This window comes from Pseudobacter sp., assembly GCF_051955275.1.
Lineage (GTDB): Bacteria > Bacteroidota > Bacteroidia > Chitinophagales > Chitinophagaceae > Pseudobacter.
This window is the reverse complement of record NZ_JBQCGW010000128.1, coordinates 1-19,319: the sequence shown is the minus strand read 5'-3', so window position 1 is coordinate 19,319 and position 19,319 is coordinate 1. Positions and strand designations below refer to the sequence as shown.

General features: G+C 47.5%; 12 protein-coding genes. All 12 read right to left on the bottom strand.

What is annotated here, in order from left to right:
- Positions 1–843, bottom strand: an 843-nt coding sequence (locus ACTHMC_RS10895) for an ABC transporter permease (RefSeq protein WP_440413146.1), incomplete at its 3' end; no start/stop codon positions are given.
- Between the two features lie 12 nt (positions 844–855).
- On the bottom strand, positions 856–1,776 hold the full coding sequence (locus ACTHMC_RS10890) for an ABC transporter ATP-binding protein (RefSeq protein ID WP_440413145.1): 921 nt from the start codon (positions 1,774–1,776) through the stop codon (positions 856–858).
- 30 nt (positions 1,777–1,806) lie between these two features.
- Positions 1,807–3,123, bottom strand: a complete 1,317-nt coding sequence (locus ACTHMC_RS10885; protein WP_440413144.1) for a MutS-related protein — start codon at positions 3,121–3,123, stop codon at positions 1,807–1,809.
- A 67-nt stretch (positions 3,124–3,190) separates the two neighbouring features.
- Complete coding sequence (locus ACTHMC_RS10880; RefSeq protein ID WP_440413143.1) at positions 3,191–4,486, bottom strand: MutS-related protein; 1,296 nt, start codon at positions 4,484–4,486, stop codon at positions 3,191–3,193.
- 20 nt (positions 4,487–4,506) lie between these two features.
- Positions 4,507–6,822, bottom strand: coding sequence for a Gldg family protein (locus ACTHMC_RS10875; protein WP_440413142.1), 2,316 nt, complete (start codon positions 6,820–6,822; stop codon positions 4,507–4,509).
- Between the two features lie 14 nt (positions 6,823–6,836).
- Positions 6,837–7,757 (bottom strand): ABC transporter ATP-binding protein, encoded by a 921-nt coding sequence (locus tag ACTHMC_RS10870; protein ID WP_440413141.1) that lies wholly within the window; start codon positions 7,755–7,757, stop codon positions 6,837–6,839.
- Positions 7,758–7,790: 33 nt separating this feature from the next.
- Positions 7,791–8,537: a hypothetical protein gene (locus tag ACTHMC_RS10865; protein WP_440413140.1), complete on the bottom strand. Its 747-nt coding sequence runs from the start codon at positions 8,535–8,537 to the stop codon at positions 7,791–7,793.
- Positions 8,538–8,586: 49 nt separating this feature from the next.
- The gene (locus ACTHMC_RS10860) at positions 8,587–10,044 is read right to left on the bottom strand and encodes a RagB/SusD family nutrient uptake outer membrane protein (RefSeq protein WP_440413139.1); all 1,458 of its coding nucleotides are present in this window, start codon (positions 10,042–10,044) and stop codon (positions 8,587–8,589) included.
- A gap of 9 nt (positions 10,045–10,053) precedes the next feature.
- The gene (locus ACTHMC_RS10855) at positions 10,054–13,389 is read right to left on the bottom strand and encodes a SusC/RagA family TonB-linked outer membrane protein (protein WP_440413138.1); all 3,336 of its coding nucleotides are present in this window, start codon (positions 13,387–13,389) and stop codon (positions 10,054–10,056) included.
- Positions 13,390–13,929: 540 nt separating this feature from the next.
- Positions 13,930–15,102, bottom strand: a complete 1,173-nt coding sequence (locus tag ACTHMC_RS10850) for a FecR domain-containing protein (protein ID WP_440413137.1) — start codon at positions 15,100–15,102, stop codon at positions 13,930–13,932.
- A gap of 72 nt (positions 15,103–15,174) precedes the next feature.
- Positions 15,175–15,777, bottom strand: a complete 603-nt coding sequence (locus tag ACTHMC_RS10845) for an RNA polymerase sigma factor (RefSeq protein WP_440413136.1) — start codon at positions 15,775–15,777, stop codon at positions 15,175–15,177.
- Between the two features lie 386 nt (positions 15,778–16,163).
- Positions 16,164–18,716, bottom strand: coding sequence for a TonB-dependent receptor (locus tag ACTHMC_RS10840; protein ID WP_440413135.1), 2,553 nt, complete (start codon positions 18,714–18,716; stop codon positions 16,164–16,166).
- Positions 18,717–19,319: the final 603 nt, after the last annotated feature.

The following is a 19,319-nucleotide window of genomic DNA, read 5'->3' as shown; positions in this document are numbered from 1 at the left end:
AGAAAAATAGCCAAGTCCCAGGATCACTGTAAGGATCACCAGGTAACGGAAATAGAGCACTGTTTTCTTTTTCGATTCCTGCGTGCTCTTCAACTTCACTATGGAAAATCCCAGGAACATGATGATGATCAGCAGAAAGTACAGGATATCACGGGAAGTGATCAGGCCGGTGATCAGCCTGTCTACCCTGTTGGGCAGGGACAGGAACCAGGTCAGGTCTCTCACAAAATCATACTGCTGCCCGAAATTGGAAATAAAGCTCAGTAAGATAAAGACCATGAAGGTTACGAGGCCTGCAACCAACTGATAACTGGTCAGGGAAGAAATGAACAATCCGATTGCCGTATAAGTAGAGGATAAAAGAAATATTCCCAGGAATGCGGAGAGGTACACTTTATATTCAACATGCTGAATACTGAACATGCCCGTGATCAGCAATATCGCGATAGCCGCCAGCAGAAAGCCGTTGAAGAACAACAGGCCCAGGTATTTTCCCAGTACCAGTTCCCGGATCCTGACAGGGGAAGAATAGAGAAATTTTATGGTACCGTTATTCAATTCCCGGCTGATGGCTCCCATGGTCAGGAAGGGGATGAACAAATACAGGTAGCTCAGAATAGCATCGAATGTTCCCGTAAACAAGGTCAGCGTATATCCGTATATGTTACCTTCATAAAAAGGAGAGTTCTCCATCGCCACTTCCTGCACCCTTGATATTTCAACGAGGGGATCTACAAATAACACCCCGGTGATCACAAAGAATACAATGATCACCACCCAGGCAATGGGAGAATAAAACAAAGTTCTCAGTTCGGCTCTGGCAATTTTCAAAATGAGTCTCATTATGCAAAAATGTTAGGCTTGGTTAGATAATTGTTTGAACACATCGTCCAGCAACGACTTCTCCAGGCTGACCTCTTTCAGCCTCCAGTTGTTCTGCACCCCGGCGGCAATGATGGCAGCTGACAGGTTGGAGCTTCCGCTGAAATAGATCCTGCATTCTTTCGCCGTGAGCTGCTCCACTTTTTTTACACCTTTCAGCTTAAGCAATTCCGATTCCGGCGGCATGTTCTCCATCGTCACCAGAATGGTTTGTGGCTGCCGGTAAGCATTGAATGCTTCCATTGAATCGGAAAACACCATTCGCCCCCCTTCCACCATTATGATATCCCTGCAAAGCAGGTTGATCTCGGAGAGCACGTGTGAAGACAACAGCACAGTATGCTCCAGCGCTATTTCCCTGATCAGTTTTCTTGCTTCAATCAACTGATTCGGATCAAGGCCGTTGGTGGGCTCGTCCAGAATCACGATAGCAGGCTTGTGAATGATGGCCTGTGCAATGCCCACCCTTTGTTTATAGCCGCCGGAAAGGTTCTTGATCAAACGGGAACTGAAATGAGAAATGCCCGTTTTATCCATGGCATCCTCCACACTTTTCTTTACTGATTTCTTATCGATGTCCCGCAGGTATGCAGCATAGTTCAGAAATTCTTTTACAGTAAAATCGCCATACAGGGGTGGCGTCTGTGGCAGAAATCCGATCTGCCTTTTGGCTGCTTCCGGGTCCTCGTTCTTATTGACCCCGTTGATGAATACCGTTCCTTCCGTTTGCCTCAGCACCCCACTGATGATGTTCATGGTAGTGGATTTTCCTGCTCCGTTGGAGCCCAGCAGGCCTACTACCCCGGTCTGCGTGATCTCGAAATTGATGTCACGGATAGCCCAGGAGCTGGAGTATTTGTGCGACAGGCCTGATACTTTTAATATGGCGCTCATAAATTTCAGTAAATAGTGATTGATAAATTTTTAATTACCGATCATTTCCAGGATACCTTCATTGCGGATGATCATCATACCCTGTCTGTCTTCCGTAATTCCTTTTTCCAGACGGTATGTATACCGGGGAACGGTTCCCTGCATCACAGTAGGCATATACGTGAACTGGATATTGCTCCTGCCCTTCAGCGCCTCCCCTACTTCAATGATATGCGTGGATACGATAAACAGGCAGTTGACATATTCAGAGAAAGCCTCCGTAACGGCAAGCGTTCCGTCATATGCATCTTTCACATTGGTGCCCTTGAACAATTCATCGAACATGAGCAGCAGGTGCCTGCCCGTGCTGGTGGCATCGGCTGCATTTTTTACCCGCACCACTTCCGCATAAAAGTGGCTATACCCCAGTGCGATATTGTCCGCCACGTTGATACTGGAATAGATGCCTTCCCGGATGGAAAATTCCATGGATGCCGCCGCCACCGGAAATCCGATATGGGCCAGGTACATGCCGATCCCTACAGACTTCATCCAGGTTGACTTCCCGGCCATATTGGCGCCAGTGAGGAAGATCACATTGCTCTGTTCCCGCATCTCAATATCATTCCCGATGGCATGATCGATGCAGGGATGTTTCAGATCGATTGCTTTCAGGGTATTGGCCGCCTTCGGCAGCGCTTTGGCATAGGTGAGCCCTTTTGCCCGGGCCACTGCTCCCACTGCTATATTTAAATCTGTTTCTGAAATGAAATCGATCACTGTTCTGACAGCTGCATTCAATTTATTTTTCAGCAGATAATCGAATTCCGCGATGGACTTTACCGAAATGGATTTGTAGATATCGGTTTCCACCAGTTTCATCAGCTGCTGCGTTTCCAGGATCGACTTTATTTCATTGACCCGGTTTTGATAAGGTCCCTGCATGGCAGACAATTCCACCACAAATGCAAAACATTTCTTCAGGGTCATGATGGTTGCCTGCAAGCCCTGGATCAGGGTTTTGTAGCGCTCATCCCTTGTTAAGGAGGAAAGGGATTTCTTTACCAGCACATTCAGATAACTGCCCAGTTGCCCCTGTTCATTCCCTGCATCTGCATACTCCTGCATCAGGGTTACCTGCTGCGGATCGAAGGGAAAATGCAGGCCGGCCTGTTGGAAAAATTGAAAGATGGCAGTTCGCTCATTGATCAGCCGTTCATCTGTCAATGGCTGTTTGAACAGTTTATCCAGTAACTGCTCACCGCCGCGTGTCTTTACCTGGTTGAACAGAAAGTAAACGGAGCCCTGACGGAATTTACCCATCAGGTTCAGTTCATCCAGTGATTGTCTGTCTATACTAAAACTCATATCATAATATTTATCAGCGTGTGCCCGGTCGCTCGCCTCCGGCGAGTGACTGCTCTCCGATTGTTTGTTATTCCCTCCGCTTCCGGCCATTTGCCAATGTCTGGAGTATTCCTTCATTACGGATGATGATCATTCCATGCCTGTCATCGGTAATGCCCTCTTCCAGCCTGTACGTGTATACGGGTGTGGTGCCGTTCATCTTTGTAGGCAGGTAATGAAAACCGATATTGGGTCTTGTTTTCAGCTCATCACCGGCTTCAACGATATGCGAGGATATAATGAACATGCTGTTCTTCTTCCCGGCGAAAGCCATTGTTACAGACACTGTTCCTTCATGAGCATCTTTTACATTGGTGCCTCTGAACAGTTCATCGAACAGCACAAACACCGATCTGCCGAGAGAAAGCTCATGCGCGATCTTCTTTACACGCAATACTTCTGCATAGAAATGGCTGGCACCGATGCCCAGGTTGTCCGGCAGATTGATAGTGGTGTAAACCCCATCCATTACAGAAAACTCCATTGCCCTGGCAGCTACCGGAAATCCCATATGGGCAACATACACAGCCGTACTGAAGCTTCTGAGGAAAGTGGATTTTCCGGCCATATTGGCCCCGGTCAGGAACACTACAGACCTGTTGCTGTTCATGGTCAGACTATTGGCCACCGGGTCTTTCAGCTCAGGATGATAGACGCCTTCCACTTTCAGGATATTGGAACCTTTGGGATGTGCAACGGGAAAAACGAAATTTCTTTTATTGGCAATGCCTGCAACAGAAATGTACACATCCAGGTTATATACGAACTGCAACACGGCAGTAACTTTGTTCCTTTCACGCACTCTCATCAATACATCAAAGGCAGTGATGGCAGCGTAAGACAGCTTCGACTTCGGCTTTTCATTGAATACCGGTTCCAGTGCGGGGCTGTTGAGCAAAGAGATCATGTTCATACGATCCTTATCCAGTGCCGCGATCTGTATGATATCGCCGGTTGCCAGGTAATCACGCATCGCATGAAAGAGGCTGATAATGGCCATTACGCCATCGCTGATCTCTTTCCCGCCCATGGCCGGCTGCTGGCCATCGGCATGTTCCCTGGAGAATGACATGTATTTTTCAACACTGTCAAGCATGGAAGCAGCGAATGGGAATACAGGCTTCAGGCCGGCATAACTGCTGATGATGGATGCCCGCAGCCTGATCACTTCCAGATCAGCGAGGGGATTCCTGAACATCTGTTCCAATACAGATTCTCCTCCACGTGTGAATGTATTATTATAGATATCATAAATACCACTATGATCACGTTTGGCAAACAGCCTCAAATCATCAATGGTCTGATCATCGGTTTGTAAAAGCATCTTTATTTTTTTAGAGGGCATTATTTTCGGTTCCGGCGTACCAGCAGCACAATGGCACTAATAAGCAAAATGCCAGGCAATACATAGAGAAGACTGTACCGGACGATGCTGGTTGTCTTATAATTGACGGTGAATAAATTGTCGATGTCTCTCAGTTCATTTACATACACCGGGTACTCATTGTACAATACCCAGCTGTAAAAAGCAAGTCCCTGTGAGCCGTTAAAATACCTCAGGCTGTTCATGAAATCACCGTCAGTGGCTACTACAATCCTTTGTTCTTTATTATTGATCCTGCGGGTAAGTTTAGCGGCCATCACGTAGTTCTCTCTCATATAGTCGCCCTGTTCCGAGGAATAAACAGGAGCAGCGGAATCCACTACCAATACTCCTTTTTTAACCCAGAGCGTATTATTCACCGGGCTGAAGGTCAGCGGCTCCATGGAAAACCCACGGGAGCTGTCGAACAGAATATTGGATCCTCCGATAAGGTCCATCCTGGTAAGATTGATTTTATCCCTGATCGATTCTTCCGACTTTACTTCCCTGGCCATCATAATTCCGGCCTCTGTAAACTGGGAGGGAATGATATGCGGCATTTCGTGCGGATTCTCAAACACCACCGTTCCGTCTTCCACCGTTACGCCGATGTTCTGCAGAACCGGATCTAATATGAATTTTTTGTCGGGCTCCGTAAAAAAGATGGCGTTCCCGCCTTTACCGATGTATCTGTTGATCCTTTCCGTTTCGATATCCTGCAGGCGCGACATAGGGCTTGCAATCACCAGCACATCCACATCATCCGGCACTTCATTGTGCAGCACGGAAACAGTGTCCGAATCGAATCCCATATTGATGGCCGAATGCGCGCTTCCCTTTTCATTCAGGTGCCTGTAATAATCCCTTTCAAATTTTCCGTAGGGCTTCCTTTCATAGTGGCCCGATAAGAATGCCACCCTGATATCCTTATCCCGCAATATCCTTTTCAATGTTCCCGCTACAGTGGGCTGTTTGGGCCATGGCGGCGTTTCACCGTTCATCCTCAGTAATTCCTTCTTTCCTTTATACTCAAGTTCCATGATCAGGCCGAGGTCATCATCCTGCAGCCTGATCTGCTGGCGGATTTCCTCTGGTGTTATGAAAAGGGATCTCCGCACACCGAACATGTCTGACTGGATCGATACGATCTCATCCAGTGTTTTGCCCGGATAAAAGCGATAGTACGAGCTGTCATGTTTAGCTACATCGTAGTAATAAACATAGTTGAACTCTATGTTCGGATAAAAACGCTGGTACTCCTCCCAGAGGCCCCATTGATAGGTGTTCCTCTTCTGCGGCAAACCAAACTCAGCATACCTCCCCAGCAGATTGGTATACAGGGTGACCTTCAGAGGAGACCCGTCCAGCTTTCCGAGCAGGTCCTGTAACAGCGGACTGATAGTATTGATCTTATTCCGGGTCACGTCCTTATACAGGATCTTTCCGGGCCTGGAGGAGAAATACAGGAAACTCAAAAAGACAACGAACAGGAGTAAGTAATTTCCGGCAAGCTTAAGCCTGGTAATACTTTTCTGTGCACTGCTCAACCTGATAAAAGTGAATCCAAGAAACAGTATGATCACCAATACAAAATACAATACATCCCTGCTGGTGATCAGCCCTTTCAGCATCAACTCCGCTTTTCCTGCAATGCCCAGGTACCAGGTGAGATCCCTCACAAAATCATACTGCTGCCAGATAGCGGAAAAATTCTCCATCACAAAGAACACGGCAAACGTAATGATGGCGGCCACTATCTGATACCTGGTAAGGCTGGAAATAAAGATCCCGATGGCTGCATACGTATTCATCAACAGAAAAAACCCTAGCAGGATCGACAGGAACCATTTGTATTCAACATTCACGATCATGAAATAACCGCAGGTCAGCAGGATAAACAGGGCCAGCAGCATCGCTACATTGATCACCACAACAGCCAGGTACTTGCCCAATACGATGTCCCTTGTTTTAAGAGGGGAAGAATAGAGCAGATAATGCGTATTGTTGGTAATCTCCCTGTTGATGATTCCCATTGTCAATAGTGGAATGAACAGATAGATCAGTTTCAGGATCATCCCGCAGACAGGAAGGAACACCAGCTTCATCATCCCCATATTGAATCCCCTGAACTGTGGTTCCAGCTCAAACTGTACGTCCTGTAAATTAGACAACAGGCTGGTCATGGTAGTGAACAACGCAGCGATCGTCACATAAAAACAAATGACCACAAACCAGGCAACGGGGGAAAAAAACAAACTCCTAAGCTCCGCCTGAGCCACTTTAAAGATCTTTTTCATATTGTACCTTAGGATTAGGATTGATTAGATAGTTGTTTGAATACATCATCCAGGAGGGATTTCTCCAGTTTGATCTCCTGTAGTTCCCAATTATTGCGCACACATTCCCCGATCACCGTTTCAGTAATATCAGCGCTTCCGCTAAAGAAAAGGCGGCGCTTCTTATCCGAAAGGTGCTCCACCCTGGTGATCCCTTCCATGGAGAGGAACTGTTCATCCGAAGGGGGATTATCCATCACCAGCACCATTGCCTGCGGCTTCATGTAGTTATTGAAGGCATCCATCGATTCAGAGAAAACGATCCGCCCTCCCTCTATCATAATGATATCCCTGCAGAGCAGGTTGATCTCACTGAGCACGTGTGACGACAGCAACACTGTGTGGTCCAGTGAGATCTCTTTGATCAGTTTCCTGGCCTCGATGATCTGGTTGGGATCGAGGCCGTTGGTGGGCTCATCCAGTACCACGATGGCTGGCTTGTGGATGATCGCCTGCGCAATGCCCACTCTTTGCCTGTAGCCCCCTGAAAGGTTTTTGATCAACCTGGAACTGAAGTGCGCAATGCCAGTCCTGTCCATCACTTCAGCTACCGCCTTCCTGGTATTGCTCTTATCGATCAAACGCATATCTGCGGCATAAGTGAGGTATTCGTTCACTGTAAAATCAGTGTACAACGGAGGATGCTGCGGAAGAAACCCGATCTGTGTTTTTGCCAGGCGTGGATCTTTCCGTTTATTGATGCCATTGATGTACACTTCTCCCTCTGTCTGATTCAGCACACCGCAGATGATATTCATGGTAGTTGACTTGCCTGCCCCGTTTGAGCCCAGCAGGCCGATCACTCCGCTCTGAGTGATTTCAAAGTTGATATCACGGATAGCCCAGGCACTGGAATACCTGTGGGAGAGATTCTCCACTTGTAAGACCGTACTCATAAAGTATGAAAGTTGTTGTATGTAAGTAAGCAGTTACATGCTGTGCGGCGCTAACACAATTTTAGGTGCATTAAGTCCTGTACCATTTTTCCTGCCGGTGAATATCAGGGTGCTGGTTTTGTTCAGCCAGAAATTCTTCCCCTGGTAATCATTGATATTAATAGCTGTATAGGTAGTGATCAGGTCTCCGCTGACCTGGTCACGGATCTCAAATTCAAGCCGGGAAACGGATTTATCGGCTCTGATCCCTGAAAATGAAGTAAGCTGCCTGAATGCTACATCTTCTGCAAATGAGCCCTGAGGCTCATCTTTCAGGTTCACACTGATGCGCTGATCAGGGCAAAGGTTCACGATCCTGAAAAAGGCAAGGCTATCTTTGGGATCACCTGCACGATGATCTTCTTTATTCAGAATATAACCGGCATCTGCTTTGGTGCCGTAAAGAAAGAGGGAATACATATCTCCCGGTTTACATTCAAGCACCATGTCCACTACAGGCCGGTCCTTTTCCAGGGTATCGGGTATGGCATACAAGGCAATTGGTTGCGGGAACTGATTCACCAAAATGGTATTCTCATAAAAAATGTCCTTATTGAGCAGCCTTTTTGCTGAACTATACCTGATAGGATGTGCTCCCGATAAATTGGTCCTGATCTCAATTCCGTCGTCCATCAGGTTGAATGCCTGCAGTATAGCCGGGTTGCCATAGTCGTCTTTGTTCTTCTTGCAGGAAGAAATGGCGGCAACCATTACCAGCAATACTGCAAGTTTGTTAAGCACCGGACGAATCCGGTTATGGTTAATATAACGGGGATGCATAAGCTATTTTTTATCTGGTGTACAGAGGGTTTTGGTTCAGGTTTACATTGAAACTGATCTCGGCGGGAGGAATGGGATACAATAACTGGTAATCTCCTGCCCATGGCTGTTTATAAGAAATGGCAGGTAATACATCCTTCGCCCTGTTGGTCCTTTTCAGGTCGAACCAGCGGTGGCCCCACTCGGCAAACAGTTCCACCCTTCTCTCCTGCTCGATGGCAGCTTTCACCTGTGCTGCCGTTAAACTGCTTTGTAGTGGATCAAGGTCAGTTCTTTCCCTTACTGCATTCAGGTCTTTGATGGATTCATTCTTGTTGGCATCAGACAGCAACAGATAGGCTTCGGCGCGGATCAGGTATAATTCTGCCAGCCGCATTACCATGTAATATTCCGTTTGCGGCCCACCGTAAGCGCTGTTGGAGGAGTTCAGCTTATACTTGTTGGGAGCCAGCCAGGAGCCGGCCTGTATGGCCCATTCTGTTTTTCGCTTGTCGCCGGGCTCAAAAGCATTGGCCAGGCTTTCACTCAATGAAAAGAGTGGCTGAGCATAAGCCGGATGATAACCGATGGCCCAGGCTTCCGGAGTGGCATTATTGAACTGCAGAATATTGCTTGGCTTCAACTGCAGGATAGTTTCGCTGCTGTTAGCCAGGAACACATTGCTCAGTTGCTGTTCCAGTTTGAAAACAGTATTGTGACCGATCACATTGGATGCGCTGGTGATCGCATTCTGATAGTCGCCACTAAAGAGGTATACTCTTGCCAGCAAGGCTTCGGCAAACCATTTATTGATCCTGATCCGCTCATTGCCTGCCATTGCATAATTATCGTTCAGTAAGCTCCTGGCCTGTGTGAGATCAGTAATGATCTGCTGATACACTCTGGTAACGGGGGACCTTGAAAGTCTATTCGTTTGATTGAAGTCTGTTGTTAAAGCCAGCGGAAGGTCTCCGAAAAAGTTCACCAGGCAGAAATAACTGAAAGCGCGTAATGCAAGCGCTTCACCAGTCACCTGTTTTCTTACACTGTCCACCAGATCTGCTGAGGTGGAAGCAGCCACACCTTCTATTACAGCGTTGGCATCATAAATGGCTTTGTAGGCGCTCTCCCAGTATTGGCCGCTGAATCCTGAAACATTGAGCGTGAGTTTATTTTCAAGCACGGCACGGTAAGCGTTGTCAGCGGAAGCGGCGGGAGCGTATAATTCATCCGAAGAAAACCCGCCCATGATGGTGGAAAGCCCCGCAGCAAAATTCGATTCTGCGATCCTGTTAGTGGGATCAGACATAAAACCATTGCTCATTTTCGAATACACTCCTGACAGGGCCCATACGGCTTGCGCATTGGTAGAAAACACTTCCGCTGTTGTGAGCGTGGTGATCGGAGGATCGATGTCCAGGAATTTGCTACAGCCGCTTATTGAGAACGAGATGTATAATATCAGTATAGAAAATTTATATTTACGCATACACGAATTTTAAAAATTGAATGTTAAGCTGGTGGTTACTGTTCTGGGGATAGGCGTCATCATTGAATTGGAGCCCGGGTCCATCCCCTTGTAACTGGTGATCGTCAGTAGATTCTGGGTACTGATGCCAAAAGACGCTCCCTTCATTTTCACTTTGCTGGTCCACCTTTCCGGGAACTGATAGGTCATACTGAGATTGCTCCACCTGATATATGATGCGTTGACATAGTTTGCATCAGACATGGTGATATTCCCGCTGCTGAGCCCATAGGTGGTGAATTTTGGATATTTCACAATATCGCCGGGCTGCTTCCAGTGGTTATTCATTACTTCATCCGGCACTACCAGGTTGTTCATGCGGCCAATAGCAAGGTTCAGATAAGGGTCCATCGCCAACTGATTGACGAACGAGAACTGTGTGCCCACTCTCAAGCCCTTATAAGTGAAATTAAATCCGAAGCCTCCCATGTATTTAGGGGTGAGGTCCAGAACTACATAACGGTCATCATAATCTGTCAATGGCAGGATACCTCCTGAATTGGTTACCTGTCCATCTTTGTTGTAGTCTTCAAAACTATAGTCGCCGGTCAGCGGGTTGATCCCGGTATAATGGAACAGGTACACTGTATTCAATGATTGCCCCACTTTGAAACGTTGATAAAAAGGAGTTCCTTCAATCCCGGGGAACTTCTTAAGCGTATTGGTATTACGGGAAATATTGAAATTGGCTGTCAGTGACCAGTCCTTTGCATTGACCAGATTTGCGCTCAGGCTGAATTCAATGCCTGCATTCTCAACAACAGCCGGCCGGTTACTGAGAACGGTGGCAAATCCTGTATACAAGGGCATGGGATTATCGGTGAGTTGATTGCCTGCAAGGTTGGAATACCATACCAGTTCAGCATTTATTTTATCTTTAAACAAACCCATCTGAATGGCCAGTTCTCTCTTGGTATTGGTTCCCCAGCGGAATTCCTGGTTCAGCGCCCTTACCACATGAAAGGCCTGGTTTCCGGCATATGGTTGTAACGGAGTGGTATTATCAAGAGAATAAGTACTGGCCCACCTCGACAAATACTCATAATCTCCTACCCCATCAGTACCTGTGATGCCATAACTTCCTCTTAATTTCAGGAATGTGAACCAATCAGGCAGGGCCTTCTTCATCCATTTTTCATCAGAAGCGATCCAGGCTGCGCCTACTGAGCCAAAGTCGCCAAACCTGCGTCCCGGGCCAAACCTGGAGGAACCATCTCTTCTGGCGCTTAAGTTGATCATGTATTTATTATCCCATATATATTTTACGATGGCAGCAAGAGACATCATCCTGTTCTCGGCAAACCCTTCTACAGGTTGCACTACGGCAGCATTGTTGATGCTCTTCATCATGTTATCATTAGGGAACATCATAGCGATGGTGGTTACACCTTTTGCTTCACCTGATTGAAGACTACCGATCACCTGTGCCGTAATCTCACTCTTTCCGAATCTTTCACTGTAAATGATCTGCGGAGTAACTGACCACGACCTGGTAGTTGAGCTCCCGAAGTATGCCTGATTGAAATAAGTACTGATGGGATCCCCTGCAGCAAGAGGCATCAGCATGCTGTTATCGTTTGTTGAGAAATTATACCCCGCAGTGGCTGACACGGAAAGGCTCCTGAGTATCTCATACTTTATCGTAGCATCGCCCTGTAAGCTGAAGGTATTGCTGACACTAGGTCTCTTCAGGTCTGAGAAAGGGAAGAATGTTCCCTGTGAATACCTGTATGGCTCGAAATTGAATTCTCCTTTCTCATTGTAAATATCCGGTGCATTCGGAGCGAGGTAGGCCAGGTTCAATGGTCTGTAAGACTCTACTTCCGTAAACGCGAGATTGATGCCTGTATTCAACTGCAACCGCTGGTCTGTGCTGGTGTGCGCCAGATTACTTCTGATTGTGGAGCGGGTATTTTTTCCCTTGTTGTTCATGAGCTCCTGCGTACTGGTATGATTGGCAGAAACATTGTAACTGGTTTGGGACATGCCCCCTGACAAAGCAGCGTCCATGGACAGGTAATTACCGGTGCTGCCAAAATACCGTTGCCAGTCAGTAAACTTCGTCTGATCCCAGCGGGTAAGGTCTGGGGCATTGTCCCCATTGGGCTCTATCCCATCATTCTGAAACGCTTCTCTTCGAACAGCAAGATACTCCTGGGTGTTCATCAGTTTGGGAAAACGCTGAATGGACCTGAATCCGTTATTGATGCTCATATTGAATCTCGTGGGGCCTGACTTTGCTTTTTTAGTGGTGATCATGATCACGCCATTGGCGCCCCTCGATCCATAAATAGCCGTAGCATCCGCATCTTTCAGGATATCGATGCTTTCGATATCTTTTGGATTTATTCCCAACAAAGGGTTTTCACCGATCAGGTTGGGAACACCTGCCTGTACCGCTCCTGTAGACATTGGCAGATTGCTGTTGACCATAGAAACATTCAGCAATACCTGTGGGATACCGTCTATCACATACAACGGTTCACCGCTGATGGTAGGATCGATGGTATTCCTGCCCCTTATCTCGATGGAAACAGGCGCGGCGGAATTACCTGTGTACGGAGTAATGGTAATACCGGGAACACGCCCCACCAGTGCTTCGTGCAAGGTGAGCACCGGTTGCTTTTCGATATCCTCTGCCTTTACGGTGCTGATGCTTCCCGTTGACATCCTGCGCGTAGTGCGTCCGTATGCCGTTACCTGCACCTGGTCTAGCGGCGAGTTGGTGGGTTTCATCATTACCATCACCAGCTCGGATGTTACTTGCACTTCCTGGGTCTCATAACCAACATAGGAGATAACGAGTATGTCTCCCATCTTCGCATCGATGAAAAACTCCCCGGCAGTGTTGGAAACAGTTCCTTTTTTGGTTCCCTTTATTTTAACAGAAGCCCCTTCCATCCTGGCTTTCGGTGTCCCCAGAAACGACTGGTTGAATACCTGGCCTTTGATCGGGGCCTGCGCCCAGAGAGAGATCAATGGCTTCAGCATCAATGAGTCCTTTTCAGGGATCACTGTTCTTGTTATGAAGATGGAATGGTTTTTAATAGTGTATTCCAGTGATTGACCAGACAGCAGCTTCTGCAGAAATTGTTCGATGGGCAGGTTGTTTGCCTCAATTGAAATACGTTTTGTATTCCGCAGATCGTCTTTTTTGTACAGAAACACATAGGTTGTTTTCTTTTCCACCTGCTCAAACACTTCAGCCAGTGACGCCTGTGTGGCAGCAAGCGTGATGTTCTGTGAAAGTCCTGTGGCATGTACAGAAAGCAAAGCAGTGGTCAATAGTATGAAAGTCAATTTCATCACTAACAGCATTTTCCTCGTCAACCGGGGCTGCGGTTGTTGAAGGAAAACAACAGCGGCGGCTTGCCGGGCATGTACGAGCAGCGTTTTGATCAAAGACCGCGAACTAATCCCCGTTTGCCTGTCAGAGCCGATTTGCAGCTTTTCTACGGAGGGCATGAGAGATCGCCTGCGGTATGCAAGAGCAGTTTTTTGCATAGATTTGCAGTGTTTGGGTTGATGGAATAAGCAGTGATTGTTGCACGAAAATTGTTTATGGGATCAACCCTTACATCCTGCCGGAGGTGTTACCAGCACCTTCGGCTTTTTGTTGGAGCCACCCTTAGTGAGTCAGATTATGTGATCATAGTTAGATGGTTGAATGTTCACAATTAAGTTTTGGTACAGGAAATGCCAATGGCACTCAGGTATAAAAAGAGATAGGAAGGTTTAGAGAAAGAAATATACACGGGAGATGCTTTTGCAAGCCTCCGGAAAGATAAACAAAGGACTGGTTATACGGCTGCAGGAAACAATCCTGCGTACAGCAGTTTCCCGCTATTATGGTTCAATGATCACTTTTCTTCCTTCGATCCTGAAATTCACCTGCATCAGTTGCAGGCCTTCGAGCACCTGGGAGAGGCTAAGGCTTCTTTCAAGTTTCCCCCGGAACTCCACCGGCTGCACCGGTTTCGCATAAACCACTTCAATATCATACCATCTTTCCAGCTGCCGCATGATCTCGTGCAGGTCAGCATCGTTGAAATTGAAATACCCGTTCTTCCAGGCAATCACTTTATCGATATCAACTTCTTTAACGAGCCTGATCTTTTTATCCTGGCCTATCTGCGCCTGCTGTCCCGGGCTCAGTATCTGTGATAGTTTATCAGCATGCACGCGCACGCTTCCCTCCAGCAGGGTGGTATTGATGGCAGCCTCATTGGTATAGGCGTTCACATTGAATTCGGTGCCCAGCACCTGTATATCGGTCTGCGCATTCACCTTCACGATGAATGGCATTTTATTGTTCTTTGTTACTGAGAAATAAGCTTCGCCGGTGACTTCCACTTTCCGTTCTTTACCATTGAATACAGTAGGATACCTGATGGAGCTTTCCGAGTTCAGCCATACCTGTGTTCCATCCGGCAGTTTCAGATTGTACTGCCTGCCTTTAGGCGTGCTCATTGAGTTGAAAACAGCTTCATTTCCCCTGCCCTCATACACCAGTTGCCCATTCACTACCCTGGCAGTAGCACCACCCTGCAGCGCCACCACACTGTCTTTCACTTCATCCAGCATTACCTGTTTCCCATCAGCGAGGGTAAGGACGGCGCCTTCCCTTCCCGGGGCCACGTCAACAGGCCTTTGCACGATCTCTTCATTGGTTTTACTATTACTGACCCAAAAGAAAATGCCAGCGCCCAGGATCAGCATAACGGAAGCCGCAACCCACCAGCGGCGCAGGTAAATGGCCGTGCGGGCTGTCCTGATCTCCCGCAACTCTTTATTCTCCATGGTATCATTGTCGAGGATAGATCTCAACAGTACTGCTCCTCTTTCCGCAGTAACGTCAGCATCAGGCTTTTCAAACGAAAGCCATTGTTCGCGCATCGCCAGCTCCAGCTCCGCCTCGGGCGCTGCGGCAATATGCTGCATCAGCGCTCTGCGCTCTTCTTCGCTTGCCAGCCCCTCGAAATACCGCTGGAACAGGTCCCTGAATGCTTCGTTTGTCATGACGGATAATTAAAGAAAAAATAACCTCTATGAATAAGGACAAAGGGGTGGGAAAAAAGTATATGGATTTTTTCAGTTTTTTTCTGAAAAAAAGGAAAGGATCGTCAAAGTAGCGATGCCAAGCGAGGACCTGTCCTTTACATACTGCATAATAAAGGACACTGCCTGTTGCATATATTTCTTCACAGTAGGAACCGAAATATCAAGTTCTGTTGCAATATCAGCCTGCCTGATCTTCTGTTTACGGTTCATTTCCCAAACGCGGCGGCAATGTTCCGGTAAATGTCCGATGGCTTCATCGATGAGCGTGAGTTGCCGTTCTTTTTCCCTGACCTCTTCTGCTGTGGGCGCCATTGCCAGTGTATCACCGAAAGCCTGGTGCACAGTTCCCCTGATGGCGATCCTGCGAACGGCGTTGAGGGCCTGGTGCCTGGCAATTACCCAGAGATAAGGCCGGAAGCGGTCAACGTATGCCAGCGCCTCACGCCCCATCCAGACTTTTGCAAATACATCCTGGATGATGTTCTCAGCTTCGGCATCCGAGCGGAGCATGCGCCTGAGATAAGTAAATAAAAGGGGATAATATTGATTGAAAATGGAAGTGAACGCCTGCTGGTCTCCATCCGCGACCTGCATCAGCAATAATTTTTCGTCAAAATTCTGTTTAGTTTCCATTTCCGAATTGTACTCAGGGTACCTGTTACCTGAAGAACAAGAATACAATTTTTTATCGAGTGCTCCCCGATAAAGTAAAAGGGCCGTCCTTTCCGGTCAGTTTCTCCGGGTTTGCACAGATACCTTTACATTGCCGGAAAAGAAAAAGCCCGGCAATAGCCGGACCTCTTCAATATATCAAACACAAACTGCTCAGATGGAAAACCCCGGATTCGTGTTGAAGGCACTGTTATGAACAGACCTGGCACGGTTCCTGGCCATATTCCTGATAGCAGTGGTTGTTCTTGTGCCGTCCACGGCAAACCTGGCAAGGTCAGTCCCTGTTCATTTCGCAGCGCCCAGTTGCCCGCGTCCCTGCGAATGACTGCTCCCCGAAAATCATAAGATCAGAAGGAGTAACGAAGCGTAACACCATAAGTGCGTTGGTCGCCCAACACTGCGGCGTACTGACCCGCGTTACCGGCAGCTACCAGCAGTTGCTCATAGTAATCTTTATTGAAGAGATTGCGGCTCCATCCGTAGAACGACAATCCATTCAGCAGGCGGATACCGGCACGCACATTCACGATGGAATAACCATCAACATACAGGTATTGTGATGGAGAGGGGCTCGATGAAAACTTTGACCGGTAATAACCATCGAACCCGAAAAAGTATTTACCATTCTGCCCGATGATGCTTTTGTTATTGGTAGATAATTCGCCACCCAATGATCCGGCCCATTTGGAAACACCAGGCAGTTCACCACCCGAGATATCTTTGAACGCAGCAGCGCCACCTGTTTCCTCCAGCGGCACAGGCGCATTTTTGAAAGATTCATATTTGGCATCCGTATAAGCCACTGCTCCGTAAAAGGAGAAATTATCATTGATCCTGTAATTGGCATCCAGCTCGGCACCATACACGCGCACCTCTTCAGCATTGGCCAGGTAACCACGGTTCACGCCCACTTCAGCAGTTTGTACCTGCGTCTGAAAATCTTTCACCTGCGTGTAATGCACGGCCACATTCAATGTGAGGCCGCCAATGGGGCGGGTCTTAGCGCCCACCTCAAGGTGCGTCACTTTCTCAGGTTCTATCTGCGCCAGTTCCAGCATGGGTTTCCCACTGGCGGTAGGAAGACCGCCAAGGTTTACGCCAATCGGTTTGTAACTGGTGGAAACAGTAGCGAATGTATTTACATTGGTGGCAGCCTTGTAGGTAACGGTCAATTGACCGGAGAAATTATTTTCATCCACATCAGCCGTGAAAGACTGGTTGGAATACACAAGGTTCTTCAATGCGATCAACTGTGGATCAGTGGTTTCCAGCCCACCATAGGTCTGCCTGTCATAGTCCACTTCTTTTTTGTCGTAGTTCCAGCGAACACCCGGCAATACGTGCAGGCGGTTGGTAACGGCCCAGTCGAGCTGCCCGAATACCGCGCCGCCAAATGTTTTCAACCTCGATTTTGTTTTGATCCCATATCCATCGAACAGTCCGGGTGTTGACCAGAGATTACTGGTAGTGCTTTGTGAAAAGCGCCATTGTGCATTTCCTGATTCCTCGATATGGACCGGATCTGTTTTAAGGTCCTGCCCTATTGCAAACACACCGATCACACCGCTCAGTCTGGAAGAAAAATCACCTGCATACCGGATCTCCTGCGTCCATTGTTTGTGTTTGGAAGTTGCCTGTGAAAGAGATAACACGGATAAGCCGGTGAAGTCACGGTCATTTGACGGATCCCAGTTCCAGTAACGCCAGGCGGAAGTTGATGTAAGAGTTCCGTTACCGATCTTCCAGTCGATGTTCAATGAAACCCCTCCCAGTTCATTTCCGGAACGCCAGGTGGTATTGTGATCTATCAGCCTGTCGAATGCATTACGGCTTGGCAGCTTATAACCAAGATCTGAGATGATCTGATCAAACTGGCGGTAAGCGGCCCTTTTAGTAGTTACAACTCCGGCAACTACCTGCGCATATCCATCAGGATGTTGTTCGCTGATATCACCTGATAAAGTGATGTTCACTTTTTCTGAGGGCGTGAACAACAGCTGACCCCGGGCTCCCAGGTTATTCAATGTATTCTCTTTTTTTCCGGTAGCTACATTGGTGATCAAACCATCCCGGTGCGTTCCGGAAAAAGAGATCCGTCCGGCCAGTTTGTTTTTGATGAGCGGACCGGTAAGAGAGGTCTTGGCCTGTATATAACCGAAATTACCATAGCTGGCTTCAAAGCTCAGTCCGGTATTGAAGCCGGGTTTTCTTGTGGTGATATTAAAAGCGCCAGCTGTGGTATTCTTACCAAAAAGGGTTCCCTGTGGTCCACGCAGCACTTCAATCTGTTCTACATCTATAAAATCCAGCGTGGTAGCTGCCGGGCGGGCATAGTAGACTCCATCCACATAAAAGCCAACACCGGGATCGATACCATCATTGGTAAGGCCGAAGGTTGATCCCAATCCGCGGATATTCAGTGTGGTATTTCTTGGATTGGAGGAATACAGCTGAACGGTTGGCACCTGCTCTTTCAGTCTGTTCACATTGAATGCGCCGGTGGCTTCCACTTGTGCGCCTCCCACAACAGAAATGGGAATAGGCACGTTCTGCGCAGTTTCTATTCTGCGGCGGGATGTGATCACCACTTCAGTCAGGTTATAATCGATGGGCAGTACAATACTGAGTGGAGAGATAGTTACATCTGTGATCTCAACATCATAGGTTCTGAAACCTGCTGCGCTGAAACGAAGCGTGAATGGCGGTGCTTTTTTGGAGCTGATGGAGAAGTTACCATGACCATCCGCAATAGCGTACTGTCCGGAGCCTTTGATCAGTACGGTGGTGGCAGGTATTGCTGCACCTGTACTGTCTTTTATCACACCCGACACTATATGTTGAGCGGAGGCGATGGATACCAATACCAGCATCGGTAATAAAAAATAGAGTTTCTTTCTCATAGCAAATGTATTCTGGGTTAAATGTTTGGATGTATGAATCGTTGATACACGGAGCAGAAAAGACTAACAGCCGGGAAGAGCTTCCCGGAAAACAGCATCAACAACAACAGGAGTGTGCGTAAATCATTAGTCTACTAAATAGGTAGACAAATATATTTAAAGTTTTTGTTTGCAGGCAAATTTTACCCGGAAAAATTTTAAAGCGGGAAGATCCAGTGCTGGTACAGGTTCTGAAGGGACTGGTTATTTCAGGACAACTTAAGAAATAAATGAATGGCATTCAGTAAACTGGATACACTCCCAATCGGCTGGATTTCCGTTCAATATTTTTCAGCCTTATTTGCGGTAATTAATAAGTAGGTTGAGAATATGAAGCCAAATCCATTCTTACCAACACCACGGTTGCTGCTGTATCTGATCTCGCTTCTTTCTACCTTCAGCACCTTTTCAACGATGTGGATTTTTCTGCATCGGGTGATATCTATCCGAATGGCCTGGCCATCGATCAAAAGAACACTATGCTTTTTGCAGCGGATTTTGCGGGTGTGCACATGATCGAATGCGCAGTTGAGAAGCCTTCAGCCGGATGGCAGTTTGACCAAT